A 14,959-nucleotide genomic window follows, 5' to 3' on the forward strand; every position below is an offset into this window, starting at 1 on the left:
AACAAAGGACACCATTATGAAATCTAAAATTATTGCCATTATGTTTGGCGCACTTGCACTTACTGCTTGCTCTAAGTTGACCAAAGATAACTACGACAAGCTTGAAATGGGTATGACTCAAGAAGAAGTGGAAGCCGTATTAGGTACTGCAGATAACTGTGGCAAGACGATGGGAACGTTGGCGTGTACATGGGGCGATGAAGAAGCCAAGCACATCAAGATAGTGTTTATGGGCGATAAAGCCGTAACATTTAATTATGATGGCCTAGAGTAGCAATCAATAATCAATAAAAAAGGTGGCCATGGCCACCTTTTTTCGTCTAACTAACGGTTTTTATTTTAAATCGAGTATGTAGCGAAGTAAGAACACTAGCGCCAAGGCGTATGTTAAAGGTGTAACTTCTTTAAATTTTCCTGTGCCAACTTTTATGCCTACATAAGTGATAAAGCCCAGTGCTATTCCTTCACTAATACTAAACGTTAATGGCATTGCAATCAGTGCAACAGATGCCGTCGCAAGCGCGCCTAAGTCGTCAAAATCAACTTGGCGAATCGATTCCATCATTAAAATACCCACCATTAGTAGAGCGGGCGTTGTCGCCATTAGGGGAATAACCTTCATTAGCGGCGTAAGAAATAACGACAATAAAAAACAAACGGAAACAACAATTGCCGTAAGGCCCGTGCGGCCGCCAGCAGAGACACCCGTTGCAGACTCTACATAGCTTGTTACTGGCGATGTTCCCACAGCTGCACCCACCACGCTGGCAGCGGCATCAGCTGTCATTGCAGGGCCTATTTTAGGAAGTTTTCCTTCTTCGTTAAGCAGGTTTGCTTTACGAGAAACACCAATAAGCGTGCCGATAGTATCGAACATGTTCACAAACATTAGAGCAAAAATGAGGTCCCACGTTTCGGCCAAATGATCAATTGGATACCAAAAATCCATTGCCATGAAGGTTGATGAAACTGACTCGGGCATACCTACAATAGCATCGGGAGTAGCAGTAAGCGTCCCATTTTCTGTAGGGATAAAAGCCCCGATAATCGTAAGCGTAACAATAGAAATCAAAATGGCACCAGTCACACGCTTTACCATTAATACAATGGTAAAGATAATGCCTAATAGCGCGAGCAACACCGCGGGTTCCGATAGATCGCCAAGTTGAACAAAGGTGGCAGGGTTATCAACAATTAGTCCTGCATTTTTAAGGCCTATAAATGCAATAAATAATCCTATCCCACATTGCACACCTACTTTTAGCGAGGGAGGAATAGATTCAGCTATCTTGGTTCGTACACCAGTTAATGACAAAATGAGAAAAAGAATACCATTCCAAAACACAATGCCTAACGCCGCTTCCCAAGGAATTTCTCGTCCAAGGCAAATGGTAAAGGCAAAAAAGGCATTGAGACCCATCCCAGGGGCAAGTGCGATAGGGTAATTTGTCATAAGCGCCATTAGCAATGTGCCTAAACACGCAGCAAGTGCAGTGACCGTAATTAGCCCCTCAACGGGCATACCGCTTAACCCTAATATTCCTGGATTAACGACGAGAATATAAGACATGGCCGCGAATGTAGTAAGGCCGGCAATCACTTCGGTCTTGATCGTTGTACCATGGCTTTGTAGTTTGAAGAGCCGTTCAATAAGGTTGTTGGACATCAATTTATCTCTTGGTGTTTTCGAGTTTATGTGCTGAGTAGAAACCAGTTAAAGCAATAAGCTGACCAAATAGTCAACTTGTTGGTGCGTTTTGTGCTACCTTTTAGTAGCTAGACAGCACAAAGTCAGCAAAACGGTGAATTAACAACAAAAATAGATGCTAAAAAACCGCCAGTTAAACCTCAATGAGCGTTTAATACTCGTTAACAGATAGCATTAGAGATAAACTATAGCGCACCAATTAAATGCATTGCATCAACGTGGTGCGAAATAAGTGAGGGGCCATGTCGTTATCTTCCATTATAAAAAATACTCCAAAGGCCGAGCTACATCTGCATATAGAAGGTAGCTTAACGCCAAAACTTATGTGGCGCCTAGCAGAAAAGCACAGTATAACACTTCCGTATGCAAGCGTGGAAGAGATAGAAGCGGCATATAATTTCAAAGACCTACAAAGCTTCTTAGATATTTATTACGCTGGTGCAGGTGTACTTATTGATGAGCATGATTTCTTTGACCTAATGTGGGACTACCTTACCCGGTGTCACGAAGAAAACATTGTGCATACCGAAATTATGTTTGATCCCCAAACCCATACTGAGCGAGATGTCGGTTTTGATGTCTTTATGCCGGGCTTTCTGCGCGCCATGCAAAAGGCACAAGAAGAGTATGGTATCAGCAGCTTTTTAATCATGTCTTTCCTGAGACATTTACCAGAAAGTTCGGCGTTCGAAACACTAGAAGCAGCCAAGCCGTATTATCGAAACATTAAGGCCGTTGGGCTAGACAGTTCAGAGTTGGGGCATCCACCTTCAAAATTTGAGCGAGTTTTTAAAAAGGCGAAAGACCTCGGGTTCAAAATAGTCGCTCATGCTGGGGAAGAGGGGCCAGCGGCCTATATTTGGGAGGCAATAAAGCTTCTTGATGTGGATAGAATTGACCACGGTGTAAGGTGTCAAGAAGACGAGTCGCTTATGGCCTACCTAAAAGAAAAGCAGATCCCGCTTACTGTTTGCCCTTTGAGCAATTTAAAACTCTGTGTTATTGACGACATGAAGCAGCATAATATTTTGGCATTACTTGATGCAGGCTTATTGGTTACCGTTAACTCGGATGACCCTACCTACTTCGGGGGATTTTTAAATGCGAACTTTGAGGCCCTCGCAAATTCACTTGACGTGAACGAGGAAACCATTAAATCACTGGCAATTAATAGTTTTAAAGCGAGCTTTTTGAGCGAAGAGGACAAAGCGAAGTATATACAGCAGGTTAAAAACGTCTAATTGAGTAGAAACCAACGAAGCGAGATAAAAAATCAATTTACTCGCTTCAGTTTCTTATTTTTTTTCCATTAACATTGTTGTTGCGCGAATTAACACAGAAAGTTGCAACATGTGCTCGGGCATATCTTCTAACACGCCTAGCTTAGCTAATTGCTCCATTTCCGCTGACTTCTGTCTTACAGCATCTGCGCCAACATCGCCAGAGACGCCCTTAATCGAGTGGCTCTCAAACCTTATTGCTTCTGCATCTTCGGCGTCTATAGCCGATTGAAGCTGACTTTGCTTTTGCCCAATTTGCGCAATAAACATATCGGCTATTCGATTCAATAAGGTTTCATTGCCTGCTAGTCGCCCTAGGGCAGCGCTGCGATTCCATAACTCGCTGTTGGTGTATTGACTGGCTAGCGTATCTGGGTTCACGAAAATACCTTTTTAAATGTGAATAGTTAGTTTTGGTTTAACTATGTCTTTAAATTAAAACGCTTTTTTACCACAACTATAACGTAAATACAGCTGATTTATTTATACTAAAGGTTAATTTTATTTTTGTATCTAAGCACGATACTTACGTTGGTGTCCAAGATTATTAGTGGTTTTTCTCATGGAACAAGAGAACCAGACAGTTGTTATAATAGACGACGAGCCCAGTACGCTTTTGCTACTTGAGCATGCTGTCTCAGCCATCGCCAATACGATTACCTGCTTAAACAGTTCGCAGGCCTTTGACATAATAGTAGCTCAACAGCCTGCCTTAATTATACTTGATATCAACATGCCTGAGTTGTCGGGCTTCGAATTGTGCGAGAGAGTTAAAGCGCGCCATACTACTGCTCATATACCGGTAATATTTGTAACCTCAAACAGTGATGCCAGTAATGAACGAAGGGCGCTGACTTTGGGCGCTATAGACTTTATTTCAAAACCAATTGATATAGAGTTGTGTCGTTTGAGAGTAAATAACCACCTATTGATGTCGCGCCAAAAGCGCATGCTAGCTAATGTCAATCAAGCGCTCGAAACCGAAAAACAGCAACTTGCTGTTACGCTGCGTTCTATAGCCGATGGCGTGATTTCAACCGATGAAAATGGTCTTATAACCTTCATCAATCCAGTGGCAGAGCGATTAACAGGCTATCTGGAGAAAGAAGCGTTAGGAAAACCCATCAACAACGTAATGAATTTACGCGATGTCCAAACCTCTGAGGCAATGCTTAATCCTGCGCTATATGCACTTGAGGTAAAGCGTCCCGTGGCGATGGCGTACAATACAACGTTAATGAGCCGACATGGTGATGTATTTCGAGTAGAAGATACAGCCTCTCCAATTATTGATGACAAGGGCAAATTGCTTGGGGCTGTTATTGTGTTCCAAGATGTATCTGAAGCGGTAGAGATGGCAGTAAGGATGACGCACATCACCAATCACGACCAGCTAACCGGCCTACCAAACCGCGTATTACTGCACGATAGAATTGTACAAGCCATATCTCGAAGCAAGGTGTTACAACAGAGTATTGCGCTACTTATTATCGATATCGACAATTTTAAATACCTAAATGATAGTCTTGGTCATAAAGTTGGAGATACAGTAATTCAGTCTATAGCAGAGCGCTTAGCATCCATTGTTGGCAATAACGCCACATTGGCGAGAGTTGGCGGTGATGAGTTTGCCTGTCTGCTATCTGATATTGGCTCCGGATTGAGCGCTGATAGTATCGCAATGGCCTGTCTGCAGGCCGGCAGAGTACCGATAGACCTTAATGGCAAATTGCATCAACTGAGCTTGAGTATAGGCATTAGTTTGTTCCCACAAGATGCATCAAATGCTGAAGAAATGATGCGTCATGCCGATACAGCCATGTATCGGTCGAAAACCAAAGGGAAAGATGCGTTTAGCTTCTTTTCAAAGGATTTACAACTCGCCATGCATAGACGGGTAGAGCTAGAAATACTCTTGCGCAACGCCATTGAAAAGAATCAACTGGCAATATTTTTGCAGCCCAAATACAGTTTTGCTGATAGAAGCGTGGTTGGTGCAGAGAGTTTAGTTCGGCTTTACGATGAAAATGGCAAGGTAATAGGCCCTGATGAATTTATACCGCTTGCTGAAGAAACGGGACTTATTCACCAGCTAGGGTATCAGGTGCTTCAAAAAAGCTGTGTATTGGTTGCCGAGTGCCATAAACGTGGCCAGGCACTTAAACTTGCAGTTAACGTGGCAGCGAAGCAGCTGGCAAACCCAAGTTTCGCTAAAGAGGTTGAGCAAATCATAACGGCGACAGGGATAGATGCCAGCTTGATTGAACTGGAAGTGACAGAGTCGGCTTTAATGCATGATTTTGAGCAAACCAAAGATATGCTAAACGCATTAGCGAACCTTGGGGTTAGCATTGCATTGGACGATTTTGGGACAGGTTACTCAAGTTTATCCTACTTGCGACAGTTTCCTCTTGATGTGCTCAAAATTGACCGTTCCTTTGTTATCGACATGGACCAAGAGCAGCAGGCGTTCGATATTGTAAGTGCTATTGTTCAATTAGCGCTAAGTCTGGATTTAAAGATAGTTGCTGAAGGTATAGAAAACGAAGCTCAGTTTGAAGCATTAGAAAAGCTGGGCTGCCATCTTGGGCAAGGGTACTTATTGTGTAAGCCGGTTGCGGTGGATGAGTTCCTTGTTTATTTTGCGAATACACAGCCCATGGAAAAAGTCTTCTAATAATCAAAAAATTGCAAAATTTGCAAGTCAACCCATAGTAAGATATTGAATTACAAGAATGCGTTTAAATATTATTGCTAATTATACGTATATTTCTTTATTGAGGGTTGCTAGACTCGTATAACGTAGTCACGTGAGGTGCCTCTTGGCTGCATATTTTGACATTATGCATGCAAGTCGCTACCAAACGCTGTAAAAAAGTAAATATATCGAGATTACGCTCGGCCTAAAGTTATTGAGAATTAGTAATTAATGAATCGAAAAGAGTTAAAACCGTTTTCTGAATGTCGAGTACTAATTGTCGATGATGAACCGATGAGCCGTATGTTACTTGAGTCGATTCTAATGCCTGTTTTTCAATGTGACACAGCACAATCAGGCAAAGAAGCTATCTTGTATTGCGCAGACAAATTACCAGATCTTGTGTTACTAGACATGAATATGCCCGATACTGACGGGCTTGATGTTTGTCGAGCTTTAAAAGCGAAAAGTGCAACAGCAGATATTCCAGTCATCTTTGTTACATCTACCCTCGATATTGAAAGTGAGAATGCGTGTTGGGAAGTTGGGGCATCTGACTTTGTTATGAAACCAGTTAATGCCTCTACGCTTACCCATAGAATTAAGACACACGTGCTTAATAAGCTAAGAACAGAATTCTTAGAAACAATGACCTATCACGACCAACTAACAGGTCAGTACAACCGGATGTACTTAACCAAGGAAATCCCCCTACTTATCAAACAGGTTGCTAGAGACAATGGCAGTGTTGGCGCAATTATGATTGATATTGATTTCTTCAAATTATTCAACGACACCTATGGGCATTTAGAAGGTGATCAGTGTTTGAGTCGTGTCGCTCAGTTAATTTCAAGTGTCATGAAACGTCCTAAAGACGCGGTTATCCGCTTCGGCGGCGAAGAGTTTTTAATCATACTGCCATATATCGACAGCGCTGGCGTTAGTTTGTTAGCTCAGGAACTTGTCGAAATAGTACGAAAAGCGGAAATACCTCACTCTCATGGTATTGGGAATAAGGTTTCTATTAGTGTGGGGTATACAGTTTGGCAAGCAAACAAAGTCGCTAAAGAAGGCGTAGAAGCGCTAATTGAAGAGGCCGATGTCAAATTGTTTGAAGCGAAAGAGCAGGGAAGAAATCAGGTAAGGGGCTAAAACGCCTAATAGTTAGCCAATGGTTTAATTTTTTCTCTACCAATCTGCGTCTACACTATGCGTGACTTAAATAATTACAGCGCGCAAGTGTTCAAACCCTTTCTCACTTATAACGCGCTGTTAGGGCAAACTATGGCTTTTTTTGACGAACAGTCTAGCTTAACTGTAAAACTTGATAATCAACTTAACGAGTCACTTGACGCCATTGTTAAACGTGGTGCTGAATCACTCAATATATTTCAGTGTGTTTTGCTACACCTAGACAATGAAAATATCAATGTGCTATCGAAAGCGTCTAATGCTTATGCGCCGAGTTTTACATCTATTCCGTCGTTAGACCATAGTCACGGTGCAGAGCATGGTTTTCCGCAATCTAGCGATGAATGTTCGCTCACCTTCAAGCAGTGGTTTTCTACTTACTTTCAAGCTGAAAAATTTATACGGGGGCGTTTTCACCAAATAGATGGGAAAATGGTGTGTTTAGTTTATGTCACTGCTTGCCCTAATGAGCCTTCAGTTGCAAATAATGTAGCGCTTATTGACGAATGGTTAGCAGTAACAATTCAAAAGCACACGCTTGAGAAAACGGGTAGAAAGCAGCAGACATTGTTTGAGAAACTGCAAAGTGTTGCGAATATCGGCACATGGGAAGTTGACCTTCTCAACAATACGCTTCATTGGTCATCCCAGACTAAACGCATCCACGAAGTTACCGACGATTATGTGCCTAATCTTGACACTGCGATCAATTTTTATAAAGCAGGGCGAGATCGTGAGGAAATCAAGAGTATAGTGGAACACGCCTTAAAGACTGGCGCGCCTTGGACAGCAACGCTTCAAATCGTTACCGCAAAAGGCACAGAAGTGTGGATTGAAACCCACGGAATGGTTGAGATGCACAATGGGCAGTGTGTACGCTTGTTTGGGACGTTTCAAAATGTGGATCGCGCCGTGCGTACACGGCTCGAAATTGAAGAAAAGCGGAAAGAAGCCGAACGGGCATCAAAAGAAAGTTCCATGTTGCTATCGCGTATAAGCCATGAATTAAAGACACCACTAAACGGCATTACTGGCATGCTGCAAGCGATTAAATTTGAAACGAAGGACAATGTAAGAGTACGCAAAGCGGATATTGCTTTACACAGTGCGGATAGGCTGCAATCGCTTATCAATGATGTATTGGATTATTCAGCGATAGTGAACGGTGAACTTACGCTTCAATTAAATGATTTTTGTATCCGTTCGTTAATCGAAGACATTGTCGACGAATTTAAAACCCAATGTGCGGCAAAAGGGCTAAGGCTGTTCGCAGTACTTTCTTTTAATGAGAACACAAATGTACATGGCGACAGTGCCCGCATTAGCCAGATATTGCACAACCTTTTATCCAATGCGGTAAAATTTACTGATTCGGGCTATGTCTCTATTCAAGTCACCTTAAAGCATCACGGTAATATTCCAGTATTACTCGCATCATTAGAAGACACCGGCGTGGGGATGAATGAACAAATTCTTTCGCGCATTTTCAGGCCATTTCAGAACGACACTCAACACGCTAATGAAGAGCTAAATGGCAATGGTTTAGGTCTTTCTATTGTCAGTCAACTAGTTGCAAAAATGAATGGCGAGTTAGAAGTGCGCTCAAAAGTAGGCCAAGGGAGCAGTTTCGATATTGTACTTCCTATTGAAATGGCTTCTGAAGAAAAAATAGCGCGCGAAGACATTGAGATTTCTTCAGAGTTATTGAGCCAGCCTTTAAATGTATTAGTGGTTGATGACAATGATATTAATCGCTTTGTTCTTGCCTCTATGCTTGAAAAATTTAACTTCACACCAGATGAAGCAGAGAACGGTGAAGTTGCGGTCAACAAAGCGAGGGCAAAAAAGTACGATATTATTTTTATGGATTGTGCGATGCCTGTGCTTGACGGAACGAGTGCGACACGAATCATTGTGGCTGAAAAGCTGTTAGCGCCAAATGGCATTGTTGTAGCGGTAACGGCGAATACCACTCCTGAAGATAAAGCCACGTGCAGCGAGGCGGGTATGGCGGACTTTTTGTCAAAGCCTGTTGTTCACAATGATGTGGCTGTGCAACTAAAAAAAGTGCTATCCGCGAAACGCGCAAAGGTATAACCTTTAGCGCGTTACCTCGCAATTTAGTATTACCACCAAACTGTGTATTAATGCGCTGAAGGCGGTTTATTCTTTACTACTTCCCAATGCTCAATAAGGTAAGAAACTACTTGTGATCCTACTTTATAAGCTGCTTCAATAGATGCATTCATTGCAGCGTAGCCTTGTGAACGCTCTAGTCGTAGGTTGTCTGCGGCATTGAGTGAGTGCGGTTGCATAGTGAAGTTGCTTGCAGTCCTTAAAATCAAAACCCTATCTTTATTTACACGGCCTGCGTTCGCAAGATAAGTCAAACTCTGTAGGGTTGCCGAGTCTTCCATTCCAGAAGTGACAAAATTGCCTCGGCTATTGGTCCAGTGATCAACCCATTCATTAGCCCATTGATTTAACAACTTTCCATGCCAAAATGTTGAGGCTGATAGGTGCGCGCCTTTCACTACAGACGGTTTGGCACGTGCGTTAGGAAAGTGTTTGTACTTTGCTCTTAGGTTATCCATTGCCGGGGTATTGAAAAGCTCAGTATCCTTTGTGTGTTCATAAGCCCATTGCGTGAGCGAATGATTTAACGCATAAACCTCGCCATTCGGGCTTTGAGATATATCTGTCAATGGAGGGGGATTATTGGGGCTATCGGTAAATAGTGGAAAGTAACCCGTATTCCAATCTTCGGGAATTTCTCTTGCATCAATGTGATGTGCAAGATCGCCATCGACTACATAATCAGTCCAAACTGCACTGCCTATGGTGCTATCATTGGGGTCAATTCCTGCAATACCTGCAACAAGCCAATAAGCATCAGTTAAGTCAAAACGTTCATCTAACCCCAACGCCATTATCGCTGCAGACGCACGAGCAATGCCCATTCCTGTTACTATGCCCACTACACCAGTTTCGGTATTGGCATAGATATCGTGAAAAGCGTGAGGCTGGGCGTAACGAGTGGTTAAATGCTGTCTTGTTTTCCAAAGCTGAAATTCACCGGGAGTATCACCCTCGTCCTCGCCAATCTCAAACATACTGACAATCACAACTTTTACTTTGAGTGGAGTTTCGTCGGCGTAAGATGGTAATGACAGGCCTAGGCACATTAAAACCGGTAATATGACGCTTCGGTACAACCGTTGTATTTGCATAATCTGTCCTTATAAAAAAAAGGGTAAACTCGTATTCGAATTTACCCTTTCTTAACTTTACATACTAACTATTAGAATTTGTATGTGAACTTAGCATTCCAGTGACGTGGTAATTCAGGTAACACGATTTGGCTACCGAATAGGTCAGGGAAGTTAGAGCGGAAATAGCGCTCGTCAGTTAGGTTTTTAACGGTAAGGTTAAACGACCAGTCTTCTGCTTCGTATGACATTCCCGCGTTTACCAGTGTATAAGAAGGCAAGGTTACTGATGCAGAGAAACCTGATGCCACTTCATCAACATCAACAACACTAACGTTAGCCGCATAGCCGTTCTGGAAGTCGTATGTTGCAGTTAGCGTATAGATGTTTTCAGGAATACCTGCTTTACGACCGTCTGTGTTGTTGAAGCCTTCACCAATAAGATTTAAACCAATTACGTTACCACCAAATACGAGTGATGGGTCGGTAAGGTTAACAAGATCTTCAGCACCTAAGAAACCAAACTGATTGCCATTCTCAAGGGCAGTCAAGTTGATTACTTTAATGTTAGTGTAGCCAGCCGACACAACGAGGTTTTCATTCACTACCCAACGTAGTTCAAACTCTGTGCCTTTGTTGTTGGTCGTGTTGTTAGTCACTACGTTTTGCGTGTTGAAGTCAGTACGTTCTTGCTCAAATGCAGAAAGTGCGAAGTAAAGAGTATCGTCTAGTAATGACCCTTTAACACCGTATTCGATAAGCTCAGAGGTATCAAACGCACCACTTGAACCTGGTTGATTTAGCTGACCAACACCAATTTCAGCACCTTGGCCAGCAACCAAAGTGGCTTGTTCAGCAGCGGTGATATAGGGAATAAGTCCAAATTCAAACTCATACGAGATACTGGCATTCCACGACCAACCGTCTACGGTTTCATCAGCAGAAATCGGGGTTTCATCGCCAGTCGCGCCTAGCAGTAGGTCTGTGCGTGAAGTACTTTCAATATCGATAGTATCGTAGCGCACGCCCAATACTAAGTTTAAACCCCAATCCCACGTTAGGTCGGTCATGGCAGCAATACCTAAATCTAGGTAATTACCTACATCATAGTTATCGTAGTTTTTGCCTGAACGAGTAGACAGCAAGCGGCGGTCAAGTGCTGATGAAGGCATGGTCAAGTCACGACGGTTGAAATATTCAAATGTGAAATCGTCACCATGTTCAAAGTCAGTATAGCGAATTGAAGGAGAAAACTGGAATTGTGCAAGTAAACTATCTTGTTCAATTTCAGTTGCAAAAATAACTTTATCTTCAATTACCCAGCTGTCGTGAAATTGAGAGAATCCATACGCGTTTTCATTGATGTTCTCATAGGCATCATAGAAAAACTGATTGCGAATTTCCCAGTTGTCTGAGTAATAAATAGTATCAAAGTAAAGCGTAATAGCTTCGTTACCCAACTGATCGTCAGGTGCAACAAGTACTTGGTTGGCATTAAGGGTAGTAGTACCTACATTCTGCAACTGCATCAATTCGGTTGCTTCGTCATCAGTAAATGCACTTGCAGGAACATAGAAGAAACTATTACCTGCAATATTAACGGCACCGTATTCTTCATGACTGATTTGACCGTCACCATCTGTATCAAGTGGAAGTGCAGTACCTGTGATGTAAGTACCGTTGTCAACTAAGTCTTGAGTAAGTCGGTTCCAACCCGCAACTTGGTTACCATCGTAATCGTGGTACATACCACCAAACTCAAAACGCAGGCTGTCTGTAACATCGATATTAAACGACGCTTGCAAGATAGTTTGATCGGTTTGGGTATTGTCGTAGAAGCTATCAGAATTTTCTAACTCGCCATATAAGTAGTAACCCATTTCTTTTCCGCCAATGGTAGATGGACCACCAACTTCAGCAGTAAGAATACTCTTATCCCAAGAGCCTGTTGTATAGGAAAGTGCACCTGTAGGTGCTTCTAAATACTGTCCTGACGAGGCACGAGCTGATTTAGGGTTAAAGTTTAGGTAACCACCAATTTTCGATGGGCCGTAAATTGGAGATGCTGGGCCGCGAACAATATCAATTCGGCTTGAAGCGCCAATAGGGGTTGGGTAGTTACCTGGGTTATCAAGGCGTTTTACACCGCGGAAGTATGTTTCACCAGGCGTACCGCGTACATCCAGTGAGCCTGCAACACCGAAGAAAGACTGCGTAAAGGTACCTGGGGCAAACGCAACAAGTTCATCAATGTCTGATACGTTAAAACGCTCCATCTGCTCTTGTGAGATGGTTGATGCTGAACGTGGAGTTTCAAGAATGGACTTGCCAAAACCGAACACGGACTCAACGTCTTGACCAGGCAAGCTGCCCAGTGAACCCGTAACTTCAATTTTTTCAACATCAGCGTCTTTAACGTCGGTCTCTTCTTGAGCGATAGCGTGAGTTGATAATGCCACTGCTGTGCCAATGGCGAGTGCTTTCGCTAGAGGAGATAGTTTGAATGTAGTGTTTTTCATGGTTTCCTCGGTGTTTTTAGTTGCCCTTTTTTAGGGCTTTATGTACGCAAATTTTGCCTTGCGCCTTGCTTATAGCAGGATAGATGCCAACGTCTTGTCCAGTTGGTCAACTTTTAACCTGCTCTTAAGTTGCTGAATTATAGGCATTAAAAAATATTTTGCTGTTCGATTTTTGTTATTTTTGTGTTAATGCTTAAGTTTGTTTCAAACGCTGCACTATTTAAGTGATTGTTAAGGGGTTTTTGCACCAATAACGTTTGATGAAGTTAAAAGCGTTTTACTTCTTTGCTTTGTTTCGGTCTCAAATTCGGTTTCCGACGATTGTCTGGGCAGCGTTAAGTCAAGTACAACAGCAGTGATACCTGCTGATGTTACCGGTGACAGAAGAATGTTCTCTAACCAACTTGGTAACTGTGAAAGTGCTTCAGGCACCATCATTACGCCAATTGCCATGCCTAGCGAGCAAGCAGTAACAAGGCTGCTTCGCCTGTCTAGCGCATAATGAGCTAACAGTTTTAACCCGCCCACTGCAACCATGGCAAACATCACCAGAGTCGCGCCGCCAAGCACGGGCTTTGGAATGGTTTGTAGCATGCCGCCAACGCTAGGAAATAGGCCTATAAAGAAGAATAATGCCGCAACAAACAGTCCCACTTTTCGACTCGCTATACCTGTTAATTGGATCACGCCGTTGTTTTGGCCAAAAGTGGTGTTGGGAAATGTGTTGAACGCTCCTGCAATAAACGAATTTACTCCATCACCTAAAATACCGCCTTGTACGCGCCTAAAATACACAGGTCCAGATACAGGCTCCTTGCAAAAAAGACTATTAGCTGTGAGGTCGCCAGCGGTTTCTATCGCACTGAATAGATAGATAAGTGCAATGGGTAAGAACAAACTGATATCAAAGTCGAGTCCAAACTTAAAAGGGGTGGGAAGCGCAAATACGGGTAAATCCGATAGGTGGCTGAAGTCTAGGCCTGAGTTCAAAAAGACATACAGCGTACCGCAGGCCATGCCGATAAAAATTGCACTTAACCGAAGCCAGTGATTAGTACTGGCGTTGAGATATACAATAACCAACAAAACGCCAAGTCCAACAAGTAAATTATCGGTATTAGCAAAGTCTTTGGCATGAAAGCCGCCGGCAAGATCAGTCATTCCTACGTTGATAAGTGAAAGACCTATTGCAGTAATTACAATTCCTGTTGTCAATGGCGTAATGATGCGCTTTAGTCTGTTGATGAATAGGCTAAAAACTACTTCAATCATGGCACCAGCCATAGTCAACCCGAAAAGCAGCGCTAAAATATCCTCTGCCGACCCTCCTTCAGCCTTCACTTTGCTACCTGCTAAAATGAGAGCACTGATGAACGCAAAGCTCGTTCCTTGAATGGCTACCAGTCCGCTGCCAACAGGGCCAATACGTTTTGTTTGGATCGCAGTACCAACACCACTTGCAAACAATGCCATGCTAATTAGAAATGGTGTGTATTGTTCAAGTTCAAGTGTAGATGCGATAACCAGAGTGGGTGTAATAATGCCAACAAAGCTTGCGAGAAGGTGCTGAATTGCAGCTGTTATAGTCGGCAATGTAGAAGGGCTGTCGTTGAGTCCGTAGAGTAAGTCACTACTTTGCATAACGGTGTTTACCAGTATTTTTATGCGGCAGGCGCAAGTAGAATGATAGTGACGTTAATGCAAAAAGCTGACCGGGTGGTCATGTTGATTTTTTGATTTTATCTATTTGAAAAATATAGTGAAAATGTTTTTTTTGAATTCGGCTGGTTATAAGGTGTGAAATGACTTGCACCTTCAGTGGGCGTCGTGTCTTCCTTTAGTGCAATTTCAGGACGTAATAAACCATTAAAAACGTTAACTAACAGGGGGGGGGAAACAAAATGAGCGCAATAGCAGTGATGCTATCGATGTGGTGCGCTCGTTTGGTGTATGAAAGATAACTAGCGACTATTCGCAATTATAGCTGTGTATCGTTATCGAGTGTTACAAAAATAGAGTGCCTAACTTCGTTGTACATGGCCTTGGAACAGTGACCTTCACCTTCAGTATCTTCAAGTAGCAGCACATCGCCTGCACCGAAAACATGTCGTTCACCGTTAGACACAGTAAACTCTGCGCGCCCTTTGATAATGAAAAGCAGTTGGCGTGCAGGGGCAGGGTGCCACTTAAAATCGTAATCAGCGGGAGTTTCTCTAAAAATGATTTTATCAGCGCCAAACTTCTCTGAAAGCATGCCAATCGGGCCGCCATCTTTTAACGCTATTTCAACTTCGCCAAAGTGACTTTTTCCTTCGGCATCGTTGTAAATCCTTGTTATTTTCATCCGGTTATCT

General features: G+C 42.8%; 11 protein-coding genes. 5 read left to right on the top strand and 6 right to left on the bottom strand.

Annotated elements, in window-relative coordinates:
• Positions 1 to 16: 16 nt before the first annotated feature.
• On the top strand, positions 17 to 274 hold the full coding sequence (locus JN178_RS07845; protein ID WP_202265062.1) for a DUF3862 domain-containing protein: 258 nt from the start codon (positions 17 to 19) through the stop codon (positions 272 to 274).
• Between the two features lie 60 nt (positions 275 to 334).
• Here the strand turns inward: JN178_RS07845 and JN178_RS07850 are convergent, their stop codons facing one another.
• Positions 335 to 1,666, bottom strand: coding sequence for an NCS2 family permease (locus JN178_RS07850; RefSeq protein WP_202265065.1), 1,332 nt, complete (start codon positions 1,664 to 1,666; stop codon positions 335 to 337).
• A 284-nt stretch (positions 1,667 to 1,950) separates the two neighbouring features.
• Here JN178_RS07850 and JN178_RS07855 point away from each other — a divergent pair, with 284 nt between their 5' ends.
• Positions 1,951 to 2,949: an adenosine deaminase gene (locus tag JN178_RS07855; RefSeq protein WP_202265067.1), complete on the top strand. Its 999-nt coding sequence runs from the start codon at positions 1,951 to 1,953 to the stop codon at positions 2,947 to 2,949.
• A 54-nt stretch (positions 2,950 to 3,003) separates the two neighbouring features.
• On the opposite strand, the gene JN178_RS07860 is transcribed toward JN178_RS07855, so the two are convergent.
• Positions 3,004 to 3,369 carry an Hpt domain-containing protein gene (locus tag JN178_RS07860; protein ID WP_232369722.1) on the bottom strand — a complete coding sequence of 122 codons (366 nt, stop codon included), beginning with the start codon at positions 3,367 to 3,369 and terminating at the stop codon, positions 3,004 to 3,006.
• Between the two features lie 181 nt (positions 3,370 to 3,550).
• On the opposite strand from JN178_RS07860, the gene JN178_RS07865 reads away from it, so the two are divergent.
• From JN178_RS07865 to JN178_RS07875, 3 genes are all read left to right on the top strand, one after another.
• On the top strand, positions 3,551 to 5,665 hold the full coding sequence (locus JN178_RS07865) for an EAL domain-containing response regulator (protein ID WP_202265069.1): 2,115 nt from the start codon (positions 3,551 to 3,553) through the stop codon (positions 5,663 to 5,665).
• A gap of 252 nt (positions 5,666 to 5,917) precedes the next feature.
• The gene (locus JN178_RS07870; protein ID WP_202265071.1) at positions 5,918 to 6,838 is read left to right on the top strand and encodes a diguanylate cyclase; all 921 of its coding nucleotides are present in this window, start codon (positions 5,918 to 5,920) and stop codon (positions 6,836 to 6,838) included.
• A 132-nt stretch (positions 6,839 to 6,970) separates the two neighbouring features.
• Entirely contained in the window at positions 6,971 to 8,974 is a 2,004-nt protein-coding gene (locus JN178_RS07875) for a PAS domain-containing hybrid sensor histidine kinase/response regulator (protein WP_202265073.1), read from the top strand.
• Positions 8,975 to 9,021: 47 nt separating this feature from the next.
• Here JN178_RS07875 and JN178_RS07880 read toward each other — a convergent pair whose 3' ends face one another.
• The 4 genes from JN178_RS07880 to JN178_RS07895 all read right to left on the bottom strand — a co-directional run bounded on the left by JN178_RS07880 (position 9,022) and on the right by JN178_RS07895 (position 14,949).
• Positions 9,022 to 10,107 carry a purine nucleoside permease gene (locus tag JN178_RS07880; protein ID WP_202265075.1) on the bottom strand — a complete coding sequence of 362 codons (1,086 nt, stop codon included), beginning with the start codon at positions 10,105 to 10,107 and terminating at the stop codon, positions 9,022 to 9,024.
• A 71-nt stretch (positions 10,108 to 10,178) separates the two neighbouring features.
• A complete protein-coding gene (locus tag JN178_RS07885) occupies positions 10,179 to 12,605 on the bottom strand; it encodes a TonB-dependent siderophore receptor (protein WP_202265077.1) in 2,427 nt (808 codons plus the stop codon).
• Between the two features lie 231 nt (positions 12,606 to 12,836).
• Positions 12,837 to 14,246: a uracil-xanthine permease family protein gene (locus JN178_RS07890; protein WP_202265079.1), complete on the bottom strand. Its 1,410-nt coding sequence runs from the start codon at positions 14,244 to 14,246 to the stop codon at positions 12,837 to 12,839.
• Positions 14,247 to 14,583: 337 nt separating this feature from the next.
• The gene (locus JN178_RS07895) at positions 14,584 to 14,949 is read right to left on the bottom strand and encodes an AraC family ligand binding domain-containing protein (protein WP_159625174.1); all 366 of its coding nucleotides are present in this window, start codon (positions 14,947 to 14,949) and stop codon (positions 14,584 to 14,586) included.
• Between the last annotated feature and the right edge of the window lie 10 nt (positions 14,950 to 14,959).

Origin of the sequence: Alteromonas sp. KC3, assembly GCF_016756315.1 — a bacterium.
Lineage (GTDB): Bacteria > Pseudomonadota > Gammaproteobacteria > Enterobacterales > Alteromonadaceae > Alteromonas.

Bases quoted from the DNA above. Each gene is read 5' to 3' on its own strand.
- JN178_RS07845 (WP_202265062.1), top strand. From the start codon at position 17: ATGAAATCTAAAATTATTGCCATTATGTTTGGCGCACTTGCACTTACT.
- JN178_RS07850 (WP_202265065.1), bottom strand. From the start codon at position 1,666: ATGTCCAACAACCTTATTGAACGGCTCTTCAAACTACAAAGCCATGGT.
- JN178_RS07855 (WP_202265067.1), top strand. From the start codon at position 1,951: ATGTCGTTATCTTCCATTATAAAAAATACTCCAAAGGCCGAGCTACAT.
- JN178_RS07865 (WP_202265069.1), top strand. From the start codon at position 3,551: ATGGAACAAGAGAACCAGACAGTTGTTATAATAGACGACGAGCCCAGT.
- JN178_RS07870 (WP_202265071.1), top strand. From the start codon at position 5,918: ATGAATCGAAAAGAGTTAAAACCGTTTTCTGAATGTCGAGTACTAATT.
- JN178_RS07875 (WP_202265073.1), top strand. From the start codon at position 6,971: ATGGCTTTTTTTGACGAACAGTCTAGCTTAACTGTAAAACTTGATAAT.
- JN178_RS07880 (WP_202265075.1), bottom strand. From the start codon at position 10,107: ATGCAAATACAACGGTTGTACCGAAGCGTCATATTACCGGTTTTAATG.
- JN178_RS07885 (WP_202265077.1), bottom strand. From the start codon at position 12,605: ATGAAAAACACTACATTCAAACTATCTCCTCTAGCGAAAGCACTCGCC.
- JN178_RS07890 (WP_202265079.1), bottom strand. From the start codon at position 14,246: ATGCAAAGTAGTGACTTACTCTACGGACTCAACGACAGCCCTTCTACA.
- JN178_RS07895 (WP_159625174.1), bottom strand. From the start codon at position 14,949: ATGAAAATAACAAGGATTTACAACGATGCCGAAGGAAAAAGTCACTTT.